Here is a 23,730-nt window from a genome sequence, read left to right on the forward strand (position 1 = left end):
TAACGCGCACAACTGCGGTTTCGCGGGAGTTCAGAGGGCGACGCCGAGCAGCGCGTCGATCGCGCGCACGAGCAGCGCCGGGTCGTCCAGCGGATGCTCGGCCGCGGCGTCCACGACGGCGAGTGCCCTGGGCGTGTCCAGGTCGTCGGTCAGGGCTGCCCGCAGCCGGGCCACCACCGCGGCGGCGCTCCCCGGCGCCGACGCGGCCGGAGCTCCGAATGCGGCCTGCCAGCGCGAGAGGCGCCGTTCGGCGTCGCCCACCTGGGCGTCGGTCCACTCCCAGTCCGCGCGGTAGTGGTGGGCCAGGAGGGCCAGGCGGATGGCACGCGGGTCCACGCCCGCTCGGCGGAGGCTGGACACGAGCACGAGGTTGCCGAGCGATTTGCTCATCTTCTCGCCCTGGTAGGCGACCATTCCGGTGTGGCTGTATACCCCGGCGAGGGGGTGCCCGGAGAGCGCGGCCGCGTGGCCGGCGCTCATGTCGTGGTGCGGGAAAATGAGGTCGGAGCCGCCGCCCTGCACGGTGAAGTCCGTGCCGAGCTCCTTCAGCGCGATGACGGAACACTCGATGTGCCAGCCCGGCCGGCCCGCCCCGGCCTTCGACGGCCAGGCCGGTTCCCCGGCGCGGGCCGCGCGCCAGAGCAGCGGATCCAGCGGGTCGCGCTTGCCGGCACGGCCCGGGTCTCCCCCGCGCTCGGCGAATAACGCGAGCATCGTGGCCGGGTCGAGGTTGCTTTCCTCGCCCAGCTTCCAGGGTGCCTGCCGCTCGGCCTGCCGGATGTCGAAGTAGATGTCCGCCGCGGGTTCACCCGACGCACCCGGCAGGGCGTCGCTCGTGTCCACCGGATAGGCCAGGCCGGCGTCCCAGAGCTGGTCGACCGCGGCGGCGATTTCGTCGATGACCTCGGTGACGGCGACGTAGTCGTCGGGCGGGATGATGCCGAGCGCTTCCATGTCGGTTCGGAAGAGCTCCACCTGGGATTCGGCCAGTTCGCGCCAGTTGACGCCGGTGGCTGTGGCTCGCTCGAGGAGCGGGTCATCCACATCGGTGATGTTCTGCGCGTAATGCACGCGGTAGCCGGCATCCAGCCAGGCCCGCTGCAGCGTGTCGAAGGCGAGGTACGTGGCGGCGTGGCCGATGTGCGTCGCGTCGTACGGAGTGATCCCGCAGACGTAGAGCCGGGCGATATCCGTCGGCCGGGCCTTGACGACCTTTCCGGTGGCGGTGTCGTGCAGCCTCGGTGCGTCGGAGTGACCCGGGACGGAAGGGACGACGGGTCGTTTCCATGCACGCATGGTTCCCAGCCTAACTAGGCGCTGATCGTGTTCGTGGCCAGCAGCACGAACAGAGCGGAGCCGAGCAGGATGCGGTAGATCACGAACGGCAGGAAGCTGTGCCTGGAGATGTAGTTCATGAAGAAGGCGATGACGGCCAGTGCCACGCCGAATGCGACGACGGAGGCGACCAGGGTCTCCAGCGGGCCGAAGAGTTCCGGCGTGCAGTTGCCGGCGGACTCGACGCACGGCTTCGCGACCGACTTGTACATCTGGTAGAAGCCGCTGCCGAGAACGGCGGGGATGGCCAGCAGGAAGGCGTAGCGAGCGGCTGCAGCGCGCTCGTAACCCATGAAGAGCCCGGCGGTGATCGTGCCGCCGGAGCGCGACACGCCGGGGATGAGGGCCAGCGCCTGCGCGAATCCGTAGACCACGCCGTGGCCGACGGTGAGGTCGTTCAGGCGCCGTTTCTTCGCGCCCACATAGTCGGCGATGCCCAGCAGGATGCCGAAGACGATCAGCACGGTGGCGGTGATCCACAGGTTCCGCAGCGAGGTCTCGATCTGGTCCTGGAAGAGCAGCCCGAGCACGATGATCGGCAGCGAACCGAGGATGATCAGCCAGCCCATGCGGGCGTCCGGGTCGCTGCGCGGCACCTTTCCGACGAGCGACTGGCCCCACTGCCCGATGATGCGCACGATGTCGCGCCAGAAGAACAGCACGACAGCGGCCTCGGTGCCGATCTGGGTGATCGCCGTGAAGCGTGCGCCCGGGTCGGCGCCGGTGCCCAGGAACTCGCCGACGATGCGGATGTGGGCGCTGGATGACACCGGGAGGAACTCGGTGAGACCCTGCACGAGTCCCAGGATGACGGCGTTGAGGAAGTCCACGTTGCTGGTGCTCCGGTTGCTAGTAGGTCGACAGCAGGTCGGTCAAAACCCGCCTGCCAAACACTAATGCGTCCAGCGGCACCCGTTCGTCAACCCCGTGGAACATCGCCGGGAAGTCCAGCTCCGGCGGCAGCTTCAGCGGGGCGAACCCGTAACCCTTGATTCCGAGTTTGCTCAGCGCCTTGTTGTCGGTCCCCCCGGACAAAAGGTATGGCAGGACGGGTGCCCCGGGGTCGTGCTGTCCCAGCGTGGCGACGACCGCGTCGACGAGGGGTCCGCTGAACTCGGTTTCGAGGCCGATGTCCCGGTGGATGATGACGATCTCGATGTCGGGGCCGACCAGCTCGGCCACCTCGGCGAGCACCGCATCCTCTTCGCCGGGCAGCGAGCGGATGTCGATGAAGGCCTCGGCCAGGTCGGGGATCACGTTGTGCTTGTAGCCGGCCCGCAGCAGCGTGGGGTTTGTCGTGGTGCGCAGGCTCGCCTGGATGAACCCGGAGGCGGTTCCCGTGGCGAGGGCCAGTTCGTCCGGGCCGACCCTTTGCGGGTCGACGTCGAGGATGCGGGCGAGTTCCCCGAGGAGCTGGGTGGTCGTGTCCGTGAGCCGGATCGGCCATTCGCGCCTGCCGACCTTCGCCACCGCCTCGGCCAGGCGGGTGATCGCGTTGTCATGGATGAGGCGCGAGCCGTGCGCGGCCTGGCCGCGTGCGACCAGCTTGATCCAGATCAGGGCCTTCTCGCCCGTCTGCAGCAGGTAGGCCCGCTTGCCGCCGAGGGTGATCGAGTAGCCGCCGACCTCGCTGATCGCCTCGGTGGCGCCGGCGAAGAGTTCCGGGTGCGTGTCGACCAGGTAGTGCGAGCCGAACACTCCCCCGGCCTCCTCGTCGGCGAAGAACGCGACGACGAGGTCCCGGGCGGGTTCCTTGCCGGCGCCGAGGATGTCCTGGAGCGACGCCAGCATCATGGCGTCCATGTTCTTCATGTCGACGGCCCCGCGTCCCCAGAGAAGTCCGTCCTTGATCACGCCCCCGAACGGATCCACGCTCCAGTTCGCCGGATCGGCCGGGACCACGTCGAGGTGGCCGTGCACCACCAGGGCCCCCTTGCTGCTGTCGCGGCCCTTGACCCTGGCCACGACGCTCGTGCGGCCGGGCGCCGAATCGAACACCTGCGGTTCCAGCCCGAGGCCCAGCAGCCGGGCTTCGACGTATTCGGCGGCATCCGTCTCGCCGTTCGAGCGCCCCTCCCCGTAGTTCGTGGTGTCGAGACGGATGAGATCGCGTGCGATCTCCGCCGTCAGATCCAGTCGGTTGTCGGCCACGGTGCTATCAACTGAGGGTGCCATGGCCCTCACGCTACCGGCATCCGATGGGTGCCGGGTGAATCAGGAGGGGTGGGAATCCGTGCTAAGTTATTCCTCGGCAGTCGATGCGAATCAGCTGCCGAAACACCTGCCCGGGTGGCGGAAATGGCAGACGCGCTAGCTTGAGGTGCTAGTGCCCGTAAGGGCGTGGGGGTTCAAGTCCCCCCTCGGGCACGGAGATTGACAGCACTGAGAAGTGCGGGCAATCAACGGGAACTGGTTGAGACAGTTCAGAGGGGCCGGATCGAGAGATCCGGCCCTTTTTCTATGCCCGTTGTGGCTGCCGTTCGCTCGCCGATGCTCTTGACACCCCGGTGTCTCCGGAGCAGTATGTGTGACACATCGGTGCCCTCTTTCGCGTGCAATGGGTGGGGCACATCGCGAAGAGGAGAGCCTTGTGCAGATTCCGGCCCCATTCGATTACGCTCGCGCCACCACCGTCAACGACGCCCTGGCGCTTCTGGAGCGCCATCCCGACTCACGGGTGGTCGCCGGCGGACACAGCCTGTTGCCGATGATGAAACTCCGGCTGGCTCGGCCCGAATGGCTCATCGACATCAACGACCTGTACGAGCTCGACTTCATCCTGCGCGAGGGCGACTATCTGCGCGTCGGGGCGATGACCCGGCACACGACGCTGCTGGAGTCCCCCGAGATCGCCCGCCTTTTCCCGATCATCACGGACGCCGAGCGGGTGATCGCGGATCCCATAGTGCGCAACCGCGGCACCATCGGAGGTTCGCTGTGCCAGGCCGATCCGGCCGAGGACCTGTCTACCTGCTGCGTTGTCCTGCGCGCCGAGGCGGTCATCCGCGGCCCGGGCGGGGAGCGCACGGTCTCGATGAGCGAGTTCCACCGGGGGCCGTACGAGACGGCCGTCGCCCAGAACGAGATCCTCGTCGAGGTTCGCTTTCCGATCCTCCCGCGCTCCGGAAGCGCCTACGAAAAGGTCGAACGCCGGGTCGGCGACTGGGCCGTCGTTGCGGCCGGCGCCGCTGTCTCACTCGCTGAGGACGGTACGATCGACGACGTCGCCATCGGGCTCACGGCGGCCGGTATCGACCGGACCATCACGGAGGCCGAAGCCGTGCTGCACGGCAAGAAGCCGACCGAGGGTCTGTTCATCGAGGCCGGTCGGATTGCGGCCGCGGCATCCGACCCGATCGCCGACCAGCGCGGCCCGGTCGACTACAAGCGGCACCTCGCAGACGAACTCACGCGACGGGTGCTGCGGCACGCCTGCGCGCGCGCACTCGAAGTCCGGCACACGACAACCCAGGAAGGCTGAACCCATGCAGATCAGCATGACGGTGAACGGCGAAGACATCACCCGCGAGATCGAACCGAGGGTGCTGCTCGTACACTTCATTCGCGACGTCCTGCGTCTGACCGGCACACACTGGGGCTGCGATACCAGCAATTGCGGTACCTGCGTCGTGCTGATGGACGGCCTGCCGGTGAAATCCTGCACCGTGCTCGCGGCGATGGCCGACGGGCACGCGATCACCACCGTCGAGGGCCTCGCCACCGGGGCAAAGCTTGACCCGGTGCAGCAGGGATTCATGGAGGAACACGGCCTGCAGTGCGGTTTCTGCACACCGGGCATGATGCTCACCGCCCGGGCCCTGCTCGACCGGAATCCGCACCCCGACGACGGCGAGATCCGCGAGGCGATCTCGGGCCAGATGTGCCGGTGCACCGGATACGCCACCATCGTGCGCTCAGTGAAGTGGGCCGCCGAACACCCCGCAGCGCAGGAGACCACCGGAGAAGAGGTGACCGCATGACCATCATCGAAGAGCACCCCGCCAACCCGGCGGCCGGCGACGCCGACCGCCCGATCGGGTACGGCCGTCTCCAGCGCAAGGAAGACCCCCGGTTCGTCCGCGGCAAGGGCAACTACGTCGACGACATCGTGCTGCCCGGCATGCTGCACGGCGCGATCCTGCGCGCCCCCGTCGCGCACGCCCGCCTGGTCTCGATCGACACGAGCAAGGCCTTCGCCCACCCCGGCGTCAAGGCGGTCATCACCGGCCAGGACCTGCTGGGGCTGAAGCTCGCCTGGGCGCCCACCCTCTCCGCCGATGTGCAGGCCGTGCTCGTCACCGACAAGGTACGTTTCCAGGGCCAGGAGGTCGCCTTCGTCGTCGCCGACGACCGCTACTCCGCCCGCGACGCGCTCGAACTGATCGAGGTCGACTACGACGTGCTGCCGCCGGTCGTGGATGTCCGCAAGGCGCTCGACCCCGGCGCGCCCGTCATCCGCGACGAGATCGAGGGTCGGACCGACAACCACATCTTCGACTGGGAGGCGGGCGACAAGGCAGAGTGCGACGCCGTCTTCGCGTCGGCAGACATCGTCGTGTCGCAGGAGATGGTCTACCCGCGCGTGCACCCGGCGCCGATGGAAACCTGCGGTGCCGTCGCGGACTACGAGCCGATCGACGGCACGCTGACCCTCTACGAAACCTCGCAGGCTCCGCACGCCCACCGAACCCTGTTCGCGATCGTGGCCGGGATCCCGGAGCACAAGATCCGGATCGTCTCACCCGACATCGGCGGGGGGTTCGGCAACAAGGTCGGCATCTATCCGGGGTACATCCTCGCCGTCGTCGGGTCGATCGTGACGGGCAAACCGGTCAAGTGGATGGAGGACCGGTCGGAGAACCTGATGTCGACATCCTTCGCCCGCGATTACATCATGCAGGGCGAGATCGCGGCCACGAAAGACGGCAAGATCCTCGCGCTGCGAACGAACGTGCTCGCCGACCACGGGGCCTTCAACGCGACGGCACAGCCGACAAAGTACCCGGCCGGCTTCTTCCACATCTTCACCGGCAGCTACGACCTGCAGGCCGCGCACTGCAAGGTGACCGGCGTGTACACGAACAAGGCGCCCGGCGGCGTGGCCTACGCCTGTTCCTTCCGGGTCACCGAAGCGGTGTACCTGGTCGAACGGATGGTCGACATCCTCGCCCGGAAGCTGGAGATGGACCCCGCGGAACTCCGGCTGAAGAATCTGATCAAGCCCGAGCAATTCCCGTACAAGAACAAGACGGGCTGGGAGTACGACTCCGGCGATTACGCGACGGCGCTCCGCAAGTCGATGGACATGGCGGGCTACGACGAACTCAGGCGAGAGCAGAAGGAGAAGCGTGCGCGCGGCGAGCTGATGGGCATCGGCATCTCCTTCTTCACCGAGACGGTCGGCGCCGGACCGCGCAAGCACATGGACATCGTCGGCCTCGGAATGAACGACGGGGCCGAGCTGCGGGTGCATCCTACGGGCAAAGCCGTCGTCAGGATCTCCGTGCAGAGCCAGGGCCAGGGCCATGAGACGACGTTCGCCCAGATCGTGGCTGAGGAGCTCGGCATTCCGCCGGAAGACATCGACGTCGTGCACGGCGACACCGACCAGACGCCGTTCGGCCTGGGCACCTATGGCAGCCGGTCCACACCGGTCAGCGGCGCCGCCGTTGCCCTCGTCGCCCGCAAGGTCAGGGAGAAGGCGAAGTTCATCGCCGCCGCGATGCTCGAGACCCGGCCGGAGGACCTCGAGTGGGAGAAGGGCCGCTGGTTCGTCAAGGGCGACCCGAGCGCCGGGAAGACCATCGCCGAAATCTCCATGGGCGCCCACGGCACCGTCGCCCTGCCGGAGGGCATCGACGGCAACCTCGACGCCGAGGTCACCTACGACCCGCCCAACCTCACTTTCCCGTTCGGCGCGTACATCTGCGTCGTCGACGTCGACCCGGGAACCGGCCACGTCAAGGTGCGGCGCTTCATCGCCGTCGACGACTGCGGCACGCGGATCAACCCGATGATCATCGAAGGGCAGGTGCACGGCGGTCTGACCGACGGCGTGGGCATGGCGCTGATGCAGTTCATCGAGTTCGACGCGGAGGGCAACAACCTCGGCGGGACGTTCATGGACTACCTCATCCCCACGGCCCTGGAGGTGCCGAACTGGGAGACGGGATTCACCGTGACACCCTCGCCGCACCACCCGATCGGCGCGAAGGGCATCGGCGAGTCGGCCACCGTGGGTTCTCCACCCGCGATCGTCAACGCCGTCGTGGATGCGCTGGCGCCCTTCGGAATCCAGCACATGGACATGCCGTGCACCCCGGCCCGCGTCTGGGCCGCCATGCAGGGCCGTCCTCGGCCCCCGATCTAACATGGCGGGGCTGGGGGCAACCCTCACGGAGAGGGCGCAGGAGCTCGCCGGTCGCCGGGAGCCGTTTGTTCGCGCCACGGTGGTGCGAGCCCAGCATCCGACCAGCGCGCACGCCGGCGATACCGCCCTGATCCATGCGAGTGGGCAGATCGACGGGTTTGTCGGAGGCAACTGCGTGGAGGCGTCGGTGCGGGAGTACGGCCTGATGACCCTGTCCACCCAGGAGCCGATCCTCCTGCGGGTCGTTCCCGGCGAGCCGTCGCAGCTGCGAGAGGAAGGCGCGGTCGAAGTCTCCAACCCGTGCCTGAGCGGGGGCGCGATCGAGATCTTTCTCGAGCCATGGATCCCGGCGCCCCGGGTGCTGGTGGTCGGATCGACACCCGTCGCTGCGGCCCTGGCCCAGCTGGGGGCCGGGGTGGGCCTGCACATGGAGCTCGCAGACGGGGGTTCGGCGGAACCGCGCCCCGACGACGCGGCCCTCATCGTCGCCTCGCACGGCCGGGACGAAGAACCCGCCCTGACGGCTGCCCTCCGCGCCGGCGTCCCCTATGTGGCACTCGTGGCCAGCGCGACCCGCGGCGCCGCCGTGCTCGCCTCCCTCGACGTCGACGAGGAGCAGCGTTCCCGGGTGTACAGCCCGGCCGGTCTGCGTCTCGGTGCCCGCACGCCGGGCGAGATCGCGCTCTCGATCCTCGCCCAGCTGATTTCCGAACGCGCCCAGGACCGGCCGCCGGAGACCGCACCCTCGGTCGCGGTCAGTGCGGCGATCGACCCCGTCTGCGGGATGACCGTGGTCGCGGTGGAGGCGAGCCTGCACGCCGACTGCGCCGGCGAAACGGTCTACTTCTGCTCGGAGGGCTGTCGCAGGGCATTCCTGGCCGATCCGGAGCGGTATGCCGTCGCCCCCTGATGTCCGCACCGCCGGACTCGTCCTGGCCGCCGGGGCGTCGCTCCGGTTCGGCCGGCCGAAGCAGCTGCTCCCCTACCGCGGCGGGGTCATCCTCGACGCCGTCCTCGCCACGGCACGGGCGAGCGGTCTCGACCAGATCGTGCTGGCCCTCGGCGGGGCGGGCGACGCCGTCCGGCACACGGTTGACACCCGGGGCTGCGATCTCGTCGACAACCCCGACTACCCGGCCGGATGCTCCTCCTCGATCGCCGCGGCCATTCCGGCCCTGCACCCCGACACCGGCGTCCTGGTGCTGCTGCTCGGGGATCAGCCGGAGGTGCGCCCGGAGACGGTGCGGCACCTGCTGGAGGGACGCGGCCGGTCCCCCATCGCGGTCTGCCGCTACGACGACGGCATCGGGCATCCGTTCGCCTTCGACCGCACCATCCTGCCGGGCCTCGCCGCCCTGCACGGGGACAAGGCGGTCTGGAAGCTCCTCGAGCAGCGTGCGGACGATGTCACCGAAGTCCGGATACGCGGACCGATTCCCCTGGACATCGACACCGAAGCCGACTACGAGCGTGCGCTCGCCGACGTGCAGGAGCTCGGATGAGTCGCCCGGCGCGCCCGGGCGTGGATGAGGCGATGCAGCGTCTGGTCCCCGACGTCGCCACCCTGCTGGATTCCCTGAACGCCGAGGACTACCTGGCCGACGTCGGCCTCGCGACCGCGCTGTTCCTCGCGGTGCGGTTGCCGCAGCCCATCCTGCTCGAGGGCGAGCCGGGCGTGGGAAAGACGGAGGCGGCCAAGGCCCTGGCCCGAGTGCTGGACACTCCGCTGTACCGCCTGCAATGCTACGAGGGCATCGACGCGGGCGAGGCGCTCTACGAATGGAACTACCCCCGCCAGCTGCTGGGGATCCGGCTGGCCGAGGCCCGGAACGTCGACATCGACGAAACCGACCTGTTCGGATCGAACTACCTGCTGCGCCGCCCCCTGCTGCAGGCGATCGAGCACCCCGGGCCGCGCCCTGCCGTCCTGCTGCTCGACGAGATCGACCGCGCCGACGCCGAGTTCGAGGCGTTCACCTTCGAGCTGCTAGCCGAGGCCGCGGTCACGATCCCCGAACTCGGCACGGTGCAGGCCTCCCATCCGCCCATCGTCATCCTCACCTCCAACCGCACCCGGGACCTGCACGACGCCCTCACCCGCCGGTGCCTGTACCACTGGATCGACTACCCCGGCCCCGAACGGATCGCCGAGATCGTTCGTCGCCGAGTGCCGCGGAGCGCCGAGCGGATCGCGATCGACGCCGCGTCGGCCATCACCCGGCTGCGCACCCTGGACATGGTCAAACCCCCCGGCATAGCCGAGGCCATCGACTGGGTGTCCGCGCTCACCGTGCTCGGCGTGGACCGGCTCGACGCCCGCACCGTCGACCAGACCTGGGGATCAGTCCTCAAGAACCGCGACGACCTCGACCTCGCCGGCAGCCGCGGGTCGGCCTGGGTCGTCGGAGGCGACCATGGCTGAGCCCGGACGCTCGATCACCCCGACGAGCGTGGAGGCGGCCGCGCTGGCAGTGGGTTTCATGACGGCGCTCCGCCGGGCCGGACTGCCCACCTCGCCCGACCGCGCGGCGCGGCTCGCCGACGCGTTCCGGCTCGTGCCCCCGGATGCCCGGGAGCGCCTCTACTGGACCAGCAGGGTCGTGCTCGTCTCCTCGAGTGAACAGGTGCCCGTGTTCGACGCGGTGTTCGACGCCGTGTTCGGCGGCTTCCTCGACCCGGCCGACAGCCGCGGTGACACCAACGCTCCCCCGGCGATCGGCTCAGAGCCGCGGACCCGCCCGGCGGCACCCGACAACCGGCCGACCGGCGCCGCGGAGACGGACGCGAGCCCGCGGCCGTCCGCGGCGCTGCCCGGGCCGGAGGGCCAGGCCGACCAGTCGGGTCCGGAACGGGAGGCCCTGCTGCTGGTGGCCTCCGCCGAGGAACGCCTGCACGAGACATCCTTCGCCGATCTCTCCCAGGACGAGATCGCCCAGATCCGACAGCTCGTGCGCCGGATCGTGTTGTCCACGCCCGAACGCCGCAGTCGGCGCACGCGTCGATCGGCGCGGGCCACCGAGCGCCTGGACCTTCGACGCACCGTGCGCGCCGCCGAACGTTCCGGGGGCGACTCCATCCGGCTCGTCTACTCACGCCGCCGCCCGCGCCTCCGCCGGCTGGTCCTGCTGTGCGACGTGTCCGGCTCGATGGAGCCGTACACGAGGGTCTTCCTGTCTCTGCTGCAGGGATCGGTCGCCGGCGCGCAGGCGGAGGCGTTCGTCTTCTCCACCCGGCTGACCAGGCTCACCCGCCAGCTGGCCACCCGCGACCCGGACCAGGCGCTCGCGCGCGCCGCCGGGAGTGCCTCGGACTGGGCGGGCGGCACCCGCCTCGCGGAAAGCATCCGCCGGTTCATCGACGAGCACGGCCGCCGCGGCCTCGCGCGGGGCGCGGTCGTCGTGGTCATCTCCGACGGCTGGGCACAGGATGCCCCGGAGCAGGTCGGCGCCCAGATGGCCCGCCTCCGGCGCCTCGCCCACCGCATCGTCTGGGTCAACCCGCGGAAGGTGGCCGCCGGCTACCAGCCGCTGGCGGGCGGCATGGCCGCCGCGATGCCGTACATCGACTCCTTCGTCAGCGGGCACAGCTTCGCGGCCCTGGCCGAGGTGGCCGCGGCGATCCGGAACGACCGCCCGGCGATGCCGGGCAGACGGCAACACACGACCAGCGACAACACCTGACAAGAAGAGGACACCATCATGGAACTAGAGAGCACTTTTTCCGTCGTCGCACCGATCGACGAGGTATGGGCGACAATCATGGACTTTGAACGGGTCGCCGGCTGTGTGCCGGGGGCTCAGATCCTGAACAAGCTGTCCGAGGACGCGTACCAGGTCGGCATGAAGGTCAAGCTGGGACCCGTGTCCATGCAGTACAAGGGCCTGCTGAACGTGCTCGAGCGCGACGTCGCAAACCACCGTGCCGTGTTCGAAGGGAAGGCGCAGGAGGCCCGCGGCCAGGGAACCGCCCAGGGAACCGGGAGCCTCGTGCTCGTCCAGGACGGAGACACCACGCGCGGCACCGTCACCGGGGACATTGCCCTGTCCGGCAAGGTCGCCGCGATGGGCAGGGGCGTCATCGGAAGCGTCACGGACCAGATGATGGCCCTGTTCGCCGAGAACCTTCAGGCCATGATTGCGGCGCCGGTGGGTGGGTCACCCGCCGCAGGCGCGTCGACACCGGCGACCGAAGAGCGTCCCGCAGCCGCCGGTGCGGCCCCCGGCGGCCCGGCGCGACCGAAGGCTGCACCGGCGCCGGACACGAGCCTGGACGCGTTCGCCTTCGCCAAGGGCATGATCACCGACCAGCTCAGCAGCCCGCCGAAGCTCCTCGGCCTGCTCGCCGCGGTCGCCTTCATCGCCTACCGGATCGGCCGACACGGGTCGCGAAAGTCCGGGCGATGATGATCGCGCTCCCCGGGTGCGACTCGGATGCGTGAGGTTCTCGGTCCCCTCGTCGCCGGGTGGAGGAAGGGCGGAACGGCCGGCCTCGCCACGGTCGTGCGAACGTTCGAGTCCGCGCCGCGGCCGGCGGGGGCGTCCATGCTCGTCACGCCCGACGGCGACGTCGTCGGCTCCGTCTCCGGCGGGTGCGTCGAGGGTGCGGTCTACGAGCTGGCCGGCCAGGTCGTCGCCGACGGCACACCCGTGCTCGTGCGCTACGGGATCAGCGACGACGACGCCTTCTCGGTCGGACTGACCTGCGGCGGCATCCTGGACGTATTCGTCGAACCGGTCTCCCGGAAGACGTTCGAAGAGCTGGACGCGGTTCGGGATGACATCGAGAACTCCCGGCCGGTCGGCGTCGCGACCGTCATCGACCACCCTGACAGCGGCTGGACCGGGCGCCATCTCGTGGTCCGGCCGCACGGGTTCGACGGCAGTGTGGGGTCTGAGCGAGCCGACCGCGCCATCAGCGAGGACGCCCAGGGGTTGCTGGCCGCCGGCCGGAACAGCGTCCTGATCTACGGGCCGGACGGGGAACGGCGGGGAGAGGGGATGCGGGTCTTCGTCAACAGTTTCGCGCCCCGCCCGCGGATGTTCGTCTTCGGGGCAATCGACTTCGCCGCCGCGCTCACCCGGCTGGCCGCGTTCCTCGGCTACCGGGTCACCGTCTGCGACGCTCGGGCCCTATTCGCGACACCGGCCAGGTTCCCGGACGCAGACGAGGTGATCGTGGCGTGGCCGCACCGGTACCTGGCGGAGCAACTCGCCGCCGGGCTGGTCGACGAACGGGCCGTGATCTGCGTGCTCACCCACGATCCAAAATTCGACGTGCCCCTGCTCCAGGTGGCCCTGGGCGCCCCGCAGGTCGCCTACATCGGGGCGATGGGATCCAGGCGCACCCACGACGACCGGCTGAGGCGCTTGCGCGAGGCCGGGGTCGGAGAGTCCGACCTGGCGCGCCTGCACAGCCCGATCGGACTCGACCTGGGCTCACGCACCCCCGAAGAGACCGCCGTGTCCATCGCTGCCGAGATCATCGCCCTGCACTGGGGCGGCGGCGGTGAGCCGCTCGGCCGGCTGGGCGACCGGATACACCACGACGACCTGGCCGAACCGGCCTCGCGCGCCGGGTCGACGCCGGGCGGCCTCTGAACGGGCGGAGCCTAGCGGGCCGCCGCGCGCGCCAGCGCCTCTTCGAACGCCACCCACGCGAGCATGGCGCACTTCACCCGGGCCGGGTAGCGGGAGACCCCGGCGAAGGCGGCGGCATCCCCGAGCTGCTCCTCGTCGGGCGCGGTGGTGCCGCGCGACCGCAGCATGTCACGGAACGCGCCAAGCAGCGCGGTGGCCTCGCCGGCCGGGAGACCTCGAACGGTGTCGCTCAGCACGGAAGCGGATGCCATCGAAATGGAGCACCCCGCACCGCGCCAGGCGAGGTCCTCAATCCGCTCGGTCCCCGGCCGAGCGTCGCCGGCGGAGGCCGCGCCGACGCTCACGCGGACGGTCACCTCGTCGCCGCAGGTCGTGTTGACCTGGTGGGACTCGGCGGTGCTGGGGCCGTCGGCCTCGCGCGCGACGAGGTCGGCGAACGGTTCGGCGGAGAAACCGTGCCTGGCCTTCGCATGGTCGAGGATGATCTGCTGGTAAAGCTGCTGCAGGTCGCTGGACGTCATCGGCTCACTCCAAAGAAGGGGGCGACCTCGCGCAGGGTGGCCAGGAAGTGGTCCACCTCATCGGTGGTCGTGTACAGGTAGGTGCTGGCCCTGGTCGACGCCGTCACGCCCAGGCGCCGGTGCAGGGGCTGGGCGCAGTGGTGGCCGATGCGGACCGCGATGCCGGCTTCGTCGAGGAACTGGCCGACATCGTGCGCGTGCACGCCGGCGACGTCAATGCTGGCCAGGCCGATGCGCTCGACCCCGACCGCGGGTCCGAGCACCCGCACACCCGGGATATCGGTGAGCCCGGTCAGGAGCCGCTGCCCGAGTTCCGCCTCCCTGGCCTCGATCCGGCTCATCCCGACGGCGGAGAGGTAGTCGACCGCGGCGGCCAGCGCGATCGCCTGCGAGACGCGTTGCGTGCCGGCCTCGAAGCGCTGGGGCGGCGCAAGGAACTCGGCTCCCCGCATGTCGACGGTGGTGATCATCGATCCGCCGGTGAGGAACGGGGGCATATCGGCCAGCAGCTCGGCACGGCCGAACAGGACGCCGATCCCGGTGGGACCGAGCATCTTGTGACCGGAGAACACCGCGAAGTCCACATCGAGTGCGGCGACGTCCACGGGCAGGTGCGGCACCGACTGGCAGGCGTCGATGAGAACGAGGGCCCCGACCGAACGGGCGAGGGCCACCAGATCGGCGACCGGGTTGACGACGCCCACCACGTTGGAGGCATGGGTGAAGGCGAGCAGGCGCGTGCGGGCCCCGATGATGGTCGCGGCGGCGTCGAGGTCGAGGGTGCCGTCATCCGTGACCGGGATGAACCGCAGCGTCGCACCCGTGCGCAGCGCCAGCTGCTGCCACGGGATGAGGTTCGCGTGGTGCTCCATCTCGGTGACGACGATCTCGTCGCCGGCACCGAACCGGAAGCGTGCGGCCGCCTCTCCCCCGAGCCCGAGGGATGCGTTCGAGAACGAGTAGGCGACGAGGTTGATGGCTTCCGTGGCGTTCGAGGTCCACACGACCTCGTCGGGCTGCGCCCCGATGAAGTCGGCAACGGTCGCCCTCGCCGCCTCGAAGGCTTCGGTCGCCGTGAACGCGAGCGTGTGGGCGCCACGGTGCACGGCGGAATTGTGCTGCTCGTAGAACTCCCGCTCGGCATCCAGCACGCTGGCCGGGTTCTGCGAGGTGGCACCCGAGTCGAGGTAGGTGAGGGGCCTGCCGTTGACCAGCTGCCCGAGGATGGGGAAGTCACGGCGGATTTCGCGGACCTCCTCGTCGGTCAGCGAACGAGGGGGTGCAGACTTCAACGCATCAACGGAGGACATCATGTTTCAGGATATTCCTTCACTCCGGGTATCGCGCGGACGGTGAGGCGCGTGCGGCTCACCCTTGAGCCGGGGCCTCGTCGAGGATTCCGACGAAGCGGCTGCCGACGCCGTCGTACTCGCGCCGCCTGAGGCCCGCCGCCGGTGCGGGCAACTCGTCGTAGCCGTGGTCGTCGCAACTGACATAGGTGAAGTCCGGCCACCACTTCTTCGGCCGGGCGGCCTCCGTGAACCCGCAGACGTCGCAGCGCAACTCGACCCAGACCGGCTTCTTCCCGGTTCGGTTCGCCCGCGACTGGGCGAGCCAGGCCGGCGGGTTCGCCTCCATCTCGGCGACCTCCGCCTCGGAGAGCCGAGCGGGAATGCCGTGCCGGTGCGCCATTTCCAGCGGGATATCCAGCCGGAGGGCCGCTTCGCGTCTCGTAATCATCTGACTCAACGATAGACGCTGCGCTCGTCGCCGACCACCCGGAGCGGGCGGCAGGCTCGGCGCTCGCGCCGGGCGGCCAGCGCACGGGCCCTGACGGAACAGCTCCGAGGCGGGTACTCTGACCGGCAGGACACCCCCGGGCCGGAGCGCATCCGGTCGGCGCCGCGCCCCATGGACGTCAAGACACCGGACCGTTGAGATGAGAGGGTGAGGCGAGAGGGTCCAGATGAGCGAGCCAGTCGCCGGGCAGCCTTCCGCAGGGAAGGGCTCGGGTCCCACCGCCAACACGGTCATCCTGATCGTCGGCCTGTCGCTGGTGGCGGTGGCGACCATCGTCGGCCTGCTGTTCGCGTTGAACTTCCGTGGGGGGCCGGTCGACCAGGCGGAAGACCTCGCCGCCGGCCGGAGCGTCTCCGTGGAGATTCCGAATGCCGCGCTGATCCTGGGTGCCAGCGACGACGATGACGTTCACGTCACGATGCGCGGCACCTACCTGGGCGCGGCTCCCACCCTGGAGGCGAGCACGTCCGGCGGGGTGACCACCATCAGCGGCGGCTGCCCGCGCCAATGGTTCAACTTCTGTCAGCTCGAGGTCACCGTGACGCTGCCGGCCTCGCTGCCGCTGACCGCGGCGGGCGAGAACGGCGCGATCACGGCATCCGGGCTCACCGGCGAACTCAGCCTGCACACGACGAACGGGCGCATCGAAGCGACCGGCACGGAATCCAGGATCGACCTGCGCAGCACCAACGGGGCCATTCGCGTGCGGGAGGCGACCTCGGCGGAGGTCAGCGCAGGCACAACGAACGGCAGCGTCGACCTGGGCTTCCTCGAGCCGCCCGACGAGGTCGTCGCGAGAAGCACCAACGGATCGGTCACGGTGCGGGTTCCTGTGCGCGGCGTGCGCTACTCCATTACGGCCCGGACGACCAACGGGTCGACCAACACGAACTCCGTGCCGGGTGACCGCGATTCCGAGCACACGATCGTTGCGGAGACCACGAACGGGAGCGTGTCGGTCATCCCGAACTGACGGATCGTCCCGCGCCTCGGTGGGACAATGAGGCATGCGAGACACCGTTTCCCCGCTGGGGCTCCTGCTTGACGTCGATGGTCCGATCGCGAGCCCGGTCACCCGGTCGATCGCGACTCCGAGCATCCTGACCGACCTGATTCTGCTGGCCGGCGCCAATGTCCCGATCGCCTTCATCACCGGGCGTTCGGCCGCCTTCATCCGCGACGAGGTCGTCACGCCGCTGGTCGGAGCCGGCCTGCCGAGCGAATTCCGGATGTACGGCGTCTGTGAGAAGGGCGCCGTGTGGTTCCCCATTTCTGCGGCCGGGATGGGCGAGGTCGTGGTGGACGCTAGCGTCGCACTGCCCGAGGCCGCCGTCGCCGCACTGCGGCGGCTCGTTGCCGATTCATACGCCGACACCATGTTCTTCGATGAGACCAAACAGGCCATGGTCTCGGTGGAGCAGCGCACGGATGTCGCCCACGCGGCGTACCTGGCCGCCCAGGATTCGTTCAACGAGGCGGCGTTCGCGCTGCTCGCCTCGCGCGGGGTGGGGGTTCGGCTCGGAGACCGCGAGGCACCGGACGCCTCGGGGCAGATTCCCTTCCGAATCGACCCGACGATCATCTCGACGGATATCGAGTCGGTGCTCCTGGACAAGGACAACGCCGCCGAGCGAGCGCTCGCATTCTTCGCCGAGGGCGGTCCGCTCCCCCACCTGTGGCGTTCGGTCGGCGACTCCCGCAGCGACTACCTGATGGCGGATCACCTGCATGCCGCCGGGTACGACGTCTCGCATGTGGACGTGCGGCCGGCCGACGGTATCCCCGACCGGCCCTACCCCGTCATCGTCATGGGCGAGCAGATCCATGACGAGGCCGGCGCCAGTTTCCTCGACTACTGGGTCGACAAACTCGGGCTCCGGGCGGGCTGATCCGCCGGTCAGTCCTCGACGAAGCGGATGCCGTTCTGAAGTCGGCTCCGCAGCTCGAAGACCTTCTCGAAGCTCCCCCGCTCCATCCCGGGAAGCCCCTCACGCAGGAGGCCGACCAGACGTGACCGGGGAACCGTGACCACGCTCGGGCGCCGGCCGCGCCTCGGCACGGCCAGCGGTTCGGCGACGCCGCCATCGGGCACCACGATGACGAGGGCCGTGAACTTCACCTTGAGGGAGCGCGCCAGCGTGCGGGCACCGTCCTCGAGGTCCTGGATCGGGGATTCCCCCGGCGCGATGGCGTCGCCGATGAGCTCGCCGCGCCTGAGCTGCACCGGTGCGCCCCAGTCCTCCGACAGGATGGCGAACAGGCCGGCCGGGCCCAGGACGACGTGGTCGAGCTTTAGCCCCTGATCCCCCGGGTCGACGTCGTGCCAGGCCGTGAAGCCGATGCCGAGGCCGGAGACGAGCTGCGCGGTGGCTTCCTCGGCGATGGCCTTGGCCAGCCGGTGCCGGATCTCCCGGGGGGCCGTTCGGACCAATCCCGGGTCGTACGGGTCGTCCACGGTCGTTCCCCGCCCTGCCCATTCGCGAATGAGGGAGAGGAAAAGCTGCCTGGACTGCCCGCCGGGGTGTCCGTACATCCGCGCGCGCACGCCGCCGGTCTGTGACGGGCGGCTCTGCGCGGCCGGTGCGGCGTAGAACGAAGAGGCAGGCGACGGCTCGCCCTCCGAATACCGGTGTCGGTCGTAGTCGGCCCGGCTCTGCGGATTACCGACCCGTTCCCAGGCGATCTGCACGGCATGGAATCGTTCCGCGCTGCCGCCCACATCGGGGTGGGTGTGTCGCAGCAGCCGGCGATACGCCCGCCGCAGTTCGTCCTGGCTGGCGGTGGGGCTGACCCCGAGAATCTCGTACGGTGTGGCCGCGGCCGGGCTATCAGGCATCCTGGGCGGTCTCTTTCGGAAATGGTGGCGAGCGAAGTATGTCCTTACGATACCCATCCAGGCTGACATCCGGCCCGGCGGAGCCCTAGGCTCGGCGGAATGATCGACTTCATTCTTCGCCGGTTCGACCACGGGGAGCTGACCATGCTCGTGCGGCAGTACGGTCGCATGCTGCCGGATGGTCAGGGCCGCGCGTTCGTGCTCGTGCACGGCATCGGGGCATCGTCGCGGTACTTCGCCAGGCTGTCCCGGAGGCTCGCGCCGCACGGCATCGTGTATGCGGTCGATCTGCCGGGGTTCGGAGCGTCGCCGTCACCGTCCGCCCCCCTGGACATTCCCGACTTCGCCGCGCTGCTGCGGGCCTTCGCGGAGGCCTGGGGCATCATTGATCCCGTGCTCGTCGGACATTCAATGGGAACGCAGGTGGTCGCTGAGGCCACGCTGCAGGATCCATCGCTCTCCTCCAGCCTCGTGCTCATCGCGCCCGTCGTCGACCCGGCGGCGCCCACGGGGTTGGGGCAGGCCCTGCGCCTGGTCCGGGACGTATTCACCGAGCCGCCGTCGGCGAACTGGATCGTTGCCGTGGATTATCTGCGCTGCGGACCTCGACGGTATTTCTCTGCGCTGCCGGCGATGCTGTCGTACCGGTTGGAGGAGCGCGTTCGCCTCCTGACGGCGCCCACGCTCGTCATTCGCGGCTCGCAGGACCCGGTCACGCCCGCGGACTGGGCGGCTCGGCTGGTCGCCGCGATTCCCGGCGCGCGCAGGCTCGACGTGCCGGGCGCCTCCCATGTCGTGCAGTATGCGGCCCCCCAGGCGGTGGCGGCGGCCATCGTCTCGCACGCGCGGATCGGGGTTCCCGGAACCGCGTCGGAGCCGGAGCAGTGAACATCCTGGCCAAGGCGGCGTTCTGGGCGCTCGACTACGCCTACATCGGCATCCGGCAGCTGGATGCCGGCCGGTCGCGGGCCACCCTCGCACGGTACCGCTCCGGCGATTCCGCCCCGATCGTGCTGCTTCCCGGCATCTATGAGGCGTGGCAGTTCCTGCGCCCGGTGGCGGACGCGCTGCACGAGGGCGGCCACCCCGTGCACGCGATCCAGGCACTGGGGCGCAACCGGCGGCCGGTTGCGGACGCCGCACGGATCGCCGCGGAGTACCTCGCCAGGGAAGACCTGCACGGGGTGATTCTCGTCGCCCACAGCAAGGGCGGCCTGATCGGCAAGTATCTGATGATGTCCGCCGGAAGCCGGGATCGGATCGACCGGATGGTCGCGATCGCGACGCCGTTCTCCGGGTCGTCGCTGGCGAAATACACCGTGCTCCCCAGCCTGCGCGCACTGTCGCCGACCGACCCGATGGTGCGCCTGCTCGTCGATGAGCAGTTCGTAAACGCCCGGATCACGTCCGTCTACGGGGCGTTCGATCCACACATCCCTGACGGCTGCAGCCTGCCCGGGGCCACGAACGTCGCCCTGGCCGCGTCCGGCCACTTCCGCATCGTCGGCGACCGCGGGCTGATCTCGGCCGTCACCGCCGCGTGCGGCGACGACGGAACCGTAGGATCGCCTCATGAGTGAACTCCGAAACGGACCCGGGGGTCTCCCCGGACCCGTCAAGATCCACCACTCGACGACGCGTTTCGCGGCCATGCTCCTCGTCGGCATCGCAGCGGGCCTCATCACGGGAATGCGCGGCGAATGGGTACCGGCCGTCATCGTGGGGTGGGCGTCCGCCTGCGTCACTTACCTTCTCTGGGTCTGGTTCACGGTGTGGCGGATGGATGCGTCGACGACGGCCAGCCACGCGACACGCGAGGACCCGGGGCGCGCGATTTCCGACCTGCTCGTGGTGATCGCCAGCCTCGCCAGTCTCGGTGCACCCGTGTCACTGCTGATCGAGGCGCGGGCCTCGGAGCGGATCACCATTGCGATGCTCGCGGTCATGAGCGTGGCCCTGTCGTGGGCGCTGATCCACACTCTCTTCACCCTGCGGTACGCGTCCATGTACTACCACGGACCCGATGGGGGCGTGGATTTCAACCAGGCCCAAGCGCCGAACTACGGGGACTTCGCTTACCTCGCGTTCACCCTCGGGATGACGTTCCAGGTGTCGGACACGACCCTGCAGACACACGCGATACGCATGGCGGCGCTGCGCCACGCGCTCCTCTCGTACCTCTTCGGCACGATCATCCTGGCGACCCTGATCAATCTGGTCGCGGGACTCTAGCCGCCCGTCGACAGCAGGCGAGGTGTGGCCCTAGTTGCGGATGACCCGGGTCGGAATCCACAGCGCAATTGCGACCGCGAGGATTCCGGCGAAGAAGATCGGCGCCTGGAAGGCGGTGACCGCGAAGGCGAGCCCGAACAGCCAGAGACCGAGGACGAAGACGGCCATCGCGACGATGAAGGCGACGACATGCATGGGTGGTCCTTTCGATGCGGTGCCCGCCAGTCTCGCCGGGCCGATGATTTGAGCGTACCGGGTCAGGGGCCGTCGGGCCGAACCGAACGCGGCACAATGAGCCAAATCAAGAGGGTGAGCGCGAGGACGGCGGCGGCCGCGGCCAGCCCGGCCGCGCGCCCCAGCACGACATCGAAAATGAGCAGGGTCGTCCCCGTCAACACGATCGCCACCCCGGCCAGCGTGATGCGCACCAGGACGTTGCCGATCCTCACGACCTGGGCCATCGCGTGGCGCCGGAAGAGGATGCGGTGGAGACTGACCGGGCCGAGGCCGACGGCGGTCGTGATCGCCGCGACAGAGACCAGCGCCAGGTACACCGCGATCTGGTAGCCGTCGAGCTCCGTGAATCGCGGCTGGAAGGCGACGGCCAGCAGGAATCCGCTGAGGATTTGCGTGCCCGTTTGAGTGACGCGCAACTCCTGCAACAGCGAATCCCAGTTGCGGTCGAGACGCTCGTCGGACGTCTCCCTGCGGTCGTCGGCCTGCGCCGCCGGCTGTTCGCTCATCCGCGTGGGTCTCCGGACGCGCCGGCCACATGCTCGCTGCCCACCGGTTCGGTGAGTTCGGGCCCGTTGGCAGCGCCGGCCAGCGGGGCGACCTCATAGAAGCGCAGCCCGGCAGCCGGCGGTCGCGACGCCGCCACTGCGGCGTCGACCAGACTCTGGTCTCCTGCGGTGTGCGGGTCGAGCCACTGGTCCCACCACTCCTCCGGGAGCACAACCGGAGTGCGGTCGTGGATTTCGGCCAGGGCGCCCTGCGCGTCCGAGGTGAGGATCGTGGCGGTGAGGACCCAGCGCGCAGGGTCGTCGCCAGGCAGCGCGGGATTGCGCCACCAGGAATAGAGGCCCGCGAAGGCCAGGGGCAGGCCGTCGTCGGAGTGCACGAAATAGGGAGTCTTGACCTTGCCCGCCGTGTGCCACTCGTAGTAGCCCGCGGCGGGAATGAGGGCCCGCTTCGACGCCACCGAATTCTTGTACGAGGCTTTCTCCGCGGCTTCTTCCGCCCGGGCGTTGAAGGTGGGGTAGCCGGACGTGAGCTGCTTCGAGAACGACGGGACGAGTGACCAGCGGGCGGATTCGAGGCGGCGCACGACGGGGCCGTCTTTTACCGACTCGAGCACGATCGGTATCTGCTCCGTGGGTTTGACGTTCCACGAGGGTCCGGGGATACCTTCCCCCACGTGCTCGACGTCGAACATGGCGGCGAGGTCCTCCGCCGTATCGGTGATGACAAATCGACCACACATACTGACAGGCTATCGCGGGCCGGCGACAGTCGACGATGCCGGAGAGCGCCTGACCTGTGGCCCCTCGGAGCGCAGCGCGTGACACCCGCCCGCCTCCGGAGATCGAGTCCAATCTCGGCTAACGTCGATCGGATGATGAACGAACGATACGGCGCCGACGTGCTCTCCCCAGGCTGGCGCGACGTCGGTCGCACAGTGATCCCCTCCCGGGAAGCCGTCCGCGACCTGGTGGTCGAGGAGGCCACGACCGGGTTCTGCGGTGCCGTGATTCGCGTCGAGAAGAAGATCGTCACCCTCGAGGACCGGCACGGCAAACTCCGTCTGTTCCCCCTCGGCGCCGGGTTTCTGATCGACGGCAAGCCGGTGGTGCTGGTCGTCCCGGCGGCGAATGCGCCCGCGACCCGGGCCCGCACAGCGTCCGGCTCCATGGCGGTGAAGGACGCCCCCGCCCGCATTGCCCGGGCCAGTCGCATCTTCGTCGAAGGACGCCACGACGCCGAACTCGTCGAAAAGGTCTGGGGCGCCGACCTTCGCATCGAGGGCGTCGTCGTCGAATACATCGAAGGCGTAGACAATCTCGAAGAACTCCTGTCCGGGTTCCGTCCGGGCGCCGGCCGCCGGGTGGGCGTGCTCGTCGACCACCTCGTGCCCGGGTCCAAGGAGAGCCGCATCGCGGAGGCGGTGGCCAGGGGACCGCACGGCCGCAACGTTCTCGTGGTCGGGCATCCGTACGTTGACGTCTGGCAGTCGGTCAAACCCGAACGTCTCGGCCTGGCCGCCTGGCCCCAGGTGCCTCGCTCGGTCGAGTGGAAGCACGGCATCTGCGCGGCGCTCGGCTGGCCGCACGAGGACCAGGCCGACATCGCCCGCGCCTGGCAGCGCATTCTCGGCCGGGTGCGGTCCTTCGCCGATTTGGAACCCCAGTTGCTCGGACGAGTCGAGCAACTGATCGATTTCGTCACGGCCGAATAGGCCCCCGGCGGGACCGTCCGTCCGGCAATCATTACGGTTCGACATGGTTCTTTTGACCAATACGGCACTAACTCAGCATTGTGGGCTAGTGTTGTGTCAGTAGTTGTAGTGCTTGCACGTCTTAAAATCGCATCGATCTCGGTTGATGCGCGCTATTCCTTAAGGAAGCGGACGACGAATACCGCGACGAACGGGCCCGACAGTCGGGTTCGATCTAAACACTCCTGGAGGAGTTTCAAATGGCAACAGGTACCGTGAAATGGTTCAACGCTGAAAAGGGCTTCGGCTTCATCGCTCCCGACGACGGAAGCGCCGACGTGTTCGCGCACTACTCCGCGATCGCTTCGAACGGCTACAAGTCGCTCGACGAGAACCAGAAGGTCGAGTTCGAGGTAACCCAGGGCCCCAAGGGTCCCCAGGCCGAGAACATCCGCGCCCTCTAAATTGCGCAACTGCTCAATCTGAGCTTCGACAACGCCCCCACCTCGGTGGGGGCGTTGTCTCGTTAACGGCCGGCATGCGGTCGCCCGCCGCACTCGTTTTGAGCACGACCGCACGCCCAAGTCGTACCGAGCCTCCCGCCG

General features: G+C 69.1%; 26 protein-coding genes and 1 tRNA gene. 17 read left to right on the top strand and 10 right to left on the bottom strand.

The annotated features are described in order from the left end of the window. Window positions 1–30: 30 nt before the first annotated feature. From mshC to E3T54_RS06560, 3 genes are read right to left on the bottom strand one after another with little or no spacing between them, the layout of a single operon-like run. The gene (gene mshC / locus E3T54_RS06550; protein WP_134475050.1) at window positions 31–1,296 is read right to left on the bottom strand and encodes a cysteine--1-D-myo-inosityl 2-amino-2-deoxy-alpha-D-glucopyranoside ligase; all 1,266 of its coding nucleotides are present in this window, start codon (window positions 1,294–1,296) and stop codon (window positions 31–33) included. A gap of 14 nt (window positions 1,297–1,310) precedes the next feature. Next, a complete protein-coding gene (locus tag E3T54_RS06555; protein ID WP_134475051.1) occupies window positions 1,311–2,165 on the bottom strand; it encodes an undecaprenyl-diphosphate phosphatase in 855 nt (284 codons plus the stop codon). Window positions 2,166–2,184: 19 nt separating this feature from the next. Next, window positions 2,185–3,510, bottom strand: coding sequence for a M20/M25/M40 family metallo-hydrolase (locus tag E3T54_RS06560; protein WP_134475052.1), 1,326 nt, complete (start codon window positions 3,508–3,510; stop codon window positions 2,185–2,187). A 108-nt stretch (window positions 3,511–3,618) separates the two neighbouring features. Here E3T54_RS06560 and E3T54_RS06565 point away from each other — a divergent pair. From E3T54_RS06565 to E3T54_RS06610, 10 genes are all read left to right on the top strand, one after another. Next, window positions 3,619–3,702: transfer RNA gene (locus E3T54_RS06565), tRNA-Leu, on the top strand. A gap of 223 nt (window positions 3,703–3,925) precedes the next feature. Next, complete coding sequence (locus tag E3T54_RS06570; RefSeq protein ID WP_092321905.1) at window positions 3,926–4,816, top strand: xanthine dehydrogenase family protein subunit M; 891 nt, start codon at window positions 3,926–3,928, stop codon at window positions 4,814–4,816. 4 nt (window positions 4,817–4,820) lie between these two features. Next, entirely contained in the window at window positions 4,821–5,315 is a 495-nt protein-coding gene (locus E3T54_RS06575) for a (2Fe-2S)-binding protein (RefSeq protein WP_092321907.1), read from the top strand. Beyond that, the gene (locus E3T54_RS06580) at window positions 5,312–7,705 is read left to right on the top strand and encodes an aerobic carbon-monoxide dehydrogenase large subunit (protein WP_134475053.1); all 2,394 of its coding nucleotides are present in this window, start codon (window positions 5,312–5,314) and stop codon (window positions 7,703–7,705) included. The genes E3T54_RS06575 and E3T54_RS06580 overlap by 4 nt, the downstream gene beginning before the upstream one ends. Window position 7,706: 1 nt before the next feature. Beyond that, window positions 7,707–8,615: an XdhC family protein gene (locus E3T54_RS06585; protein ID WP_134475054.1), complete on the top strand. Its 909-nt coding sequence runs from the start codon at window positions 7,707–7,709 to the stop codon at window positions 8,613–8,615. After that, window positions 8,599–9,207 (top strand): NTP transferase domain-containing protein, encoded by a 609-nt coding sequence (locus E3T54_RS06590; RefSeq protein ID WP_134475055.1) that lies wholly within the window; start codon window positions 8,599–8,601, stop codon window positions 9,205–9,207. The genes E3T54_RS06585 and E3T54_RS06590 overlap by 17 nt, the downstream gene beginning before the upstream one ends. Next, window positions 9,204–10,127, top strand: a complete 924-nt coding sequence (locus E3T54_RS06595) for a MoxR family ATPase (RefSeq protein ID WP_092321915.1) — start codon at window positions 9,204–9,206, stop codon at window positions 10,125–10,127. The genes E3T54_RS06590 and E3T54_RS06595 overlap by 4 nt, the downstream gene beginning before the upstream one ends. Beyond that, complete coding sequence (locus E3T54_RS06600) at window positions 10,120–11,385, top strand: VWA domain-containing protein (protein WP_134475056.1); 1,266 nt, start codon at window positions 10,120–10,122, stop codon at window positions 11,383–11,385. The genes E3T54_RS06595 and E3T54_RS06600 overlap by 8 nt, the downstream gene beginning before the upstream one ends. Window positions 11,386–11,403: 18 nt before the next feature. Further along, window positions 11,404–12,108, top strand: coding sequence for an SRPBCC family protein (locus E3T54_RS06605; protein WP_134475057.1), 705 nt, complete (start codon window positions 11,404–11,406; stop codon window positions 12,106–12,108). 27 nt (window positions 12,109–12,135) lie between these two features. Next, window positions 12,136–13,302: an XdhC/CoxI family protein gene (locus tag E3T54_RS06610; protein WP_134475058.1), complete on the top strand. Its 1,167-nt coding sequence runs from the start codon at window positions 12,136–12,138 to the stop codon at window positions 13,300–13,302. Between the two features lie 11 nt (window positions 13,303–13,313). On the opposite strand, the gene sufU is transcribed toward E3T54_RS06610, so the two are convergent. The 3 genes from sufU to E3T54_RS06625 are packed head-to-tail and all read right to left on the bottom strand — an operon-like array spanning window position 13,314 to window position 15,563. Then, the gene (sufU, locus tag E3T54_RS06615; RefSeq protein ID WP_134475059.1) at window positions 13,314–13,823 is read right to left on the bottom strand and encodes a Fe-S cluster assembly sulfur transfer protein SufU; all 510 of its coding nucleotides are present in this window, start codon (window positions 13,821–13,823) and stop codon (window positions 13,314–13,316) included. Further along, window positions 13,820–15,136, bottom strand: coding sequence for a cysteine desulfurase (locus E3T54_RS06620; protein ID WP_370255034.1), 1,317 nt, complete (start codon window positions 15,134–15,136; stop codon window positions 13,820–13,822). Before E3T54_RS06620 ends, sufU begins: the two co-directional genes overlap by 4 nt. A gap of 55 nt (window positions 15,137–15,191) precedes the next feature. After that, window positions 15,192–15,563 carry a hypothetical protein gene (locus tag E3T54_RS06625; protein WP_134475060.1) on the bottom strand — a complete coding sequence of 124 codons (372 nt, stop codon included), beginning with the start codon at window positions 15,561–15,563 and terminating at the stop codon, window positions 15,192–15,194. A gap of 226 nt (window positions 15,564–15,789) precedes the next feature. Here E3T54_RS06625 and E3T54_RS06630 point away from each other — a divergent pair, with 226 nt between their 5' ends. Together E3T54_RS06630 and E3T54_RS06635 are read left to right on the top strand one after the other, a co-directional pair. After that, window positions 15,790–16,596 (top strand): DUF4097 family beta strand repeat-containing protein, encoded by an 807-nt coding sequence (locus tag E3T54_RS06630; protein ID WP_134475061.1) that lies wholly within the window; start codon window positions 15,790–15,792, stop codon window positions 16,594–16,596. Window positions 16,597–16,630: 34 nt separating this feature from the next. Beyond that, complete coding sequence (locus E3T54_RS06635; protein WP_134475062.1) at window positions 16,631–17,512, top strand: hypothetical protein; 882 nt, start codon at window positions 16,631–16,633, stop codon at window positions 17,510–17,512. A gap of 8 nt (window positions 17,513–17,520) precedes the next feature. Here E3T54_RS06635 and E3T54_RS06640 read toward each other — a convergent pair whose 3' ends face one another. Next, window positions 17,521–18,459 (bottom strand): J domain-containing protein, encoded by a 939-nt coding sequence (locus tag E3T54_RS06640; RefSeq protein ID WP_134475063.1) that lies wholly within the window; start codon window positions 18,457–18,459, stop codon window positions 17,521–17,523. A 99-nt stretch (window positions 18,460–18,558) separates the two neighbouring features. Between E3T54_RS06640 and E3T54_RS06645 the strand changes: the two genes are divergently transcribed. Genes E3T54_RS06645 through E3T54_RS06655 form a run of 3 tightly spaced genes read left to right on the top strand, consistent with a single transcriptional unit; the run spans window position 18,559 to window position 20,691 of the window. Then, window positions 18,559–19,347, top strand: a complete 789-nt coding sequence (locus E3T54_RS06645) for an alpha/beta fold hydrolase (RefSeq protein ID WP_134475064.1) — start codon at window positions 18,559–18,561, stop codon at window positions 19,345–19,347. Continuing rightward, window positions 19,344–20,039 carry a triacylglycerol lipase gene (locus E3T54_RS06650; protein WP_134475065.1) on the top strand — a complete coding sequence of 232 codons (696 nt, stop codon included), beginning with the start codon at window positions 19,344–19,346 and terminating at the stop codon, window positions 20,037–20,039. Before E3T54_RS06645 ends, E3T54_RS06650 begins: the two co-directional genes overlap by 4 nt. Beyond that, window positions 20,032–20,691, top strand: a complete 660-nt coding sequence (locus E3T54_RS06655) for a DUF1345 domain-containing protein (protein WP_134475066.1) — start codon at window positions 20,032–20,034, stop codon at window positions 20,689–20,691. The genes E3T54_RS06650 and E3T54_RS06655 overlap by 8 nt, the downstream gene beginning before the upstream one ends. 30 nt (window positions 20,692–20,721) lie before the next feature. On the opposite strand, the gene E3T54_RS16740 is transcribed toward E3T54_RS06655, so the two are convergent. The 3 genes from E3T54_RS16740 to E3T54_RS06665 all read right to left on the bottom strand — a co-directional run bounded on the left by E3T54_RS16740 (window position 20,722) and on the right by E3T54_RS06665 (window position 22,174). Beyond that, window positions 20,722–20,886, bottom strand: a complete 165-nt coding sequence (locus E3T54_RS16740; protein WP_166784368.1) for a hypothetical protein — start codon at window positions 20,884–20,886, stop codon at window positions 20,722–20,724. A gap of 62 nt (window positions 20,887–20,948) precedes the next feature. Continuing rightward, window positions 20,949–21,434, bottom strand: coding sequence for a DUF6328 family protein (locus E3T54_RS06660; protein WP_092321934.1), 486 nt, complete (start codon window positions 21,432–21,434; stop codon window positions 20,949–20,951). After that, window positions 21,431–22,174 carry an SOS response-associated peptidase gene (locus E3T54_RS06665; RefSeq protein ID WP_134475067.1) on the bottom strand — a complete coding sequence of 248 codons (744 nt, stop codon included), beginning with the start codon at window positions 22,172–22,174 and terminating at the stop codon, window positions 21,431–21,433. The genes E3T54_RS06660 and E3T54_RS06665 overlap by 4 nt, the downstream gene beginning before the upstream one ends. Window positions 22,175–22,309: 135 nt before the next feature. On the opposite strand from E3T54_RS06665, the gene E3T54_RS06670 reads away from it, so the two are divergent. Both E3T54_RS06670 and E3T54_RS06675 read left to right on the top strand, forming a co-directional pair. Next, window positions 22,310–23,146, top strand: coding sequence for a DUF3097 domain-containing protein (locus E3T54_RS06670; protein WP_134475151.1), 837 nt, complete (start codon window positions 22,310–22,312; stop codon window positions 23,144–23,146). Between the two features lie 239 nt (window positions 23,147–23,385). Continuing rightward, window positions 23,386–23,589 (top strand): cold-shock protein, encoded by a 204-nt coding sequence (locus tag E3T54_RS06675; RefSeq protein WP_035840308.1) that lies wholly within the window; start codon window positions 23,386–23,388, stop codon window positions 23,587–23,589. Window positions 23,590–23,730: the final 141 nt, after the last annotated feature.

It is taken from the genome of Cryobacterium sp. Sr8 (genome assembly GCF_004403225.1).
Classification (GTDB): Bacteria; Actinomycetota; Actinomycetes; order Actinomycetales; family Microbacteriaceae; genus Cryobacterium; species Cryobacterium psychrotolerans.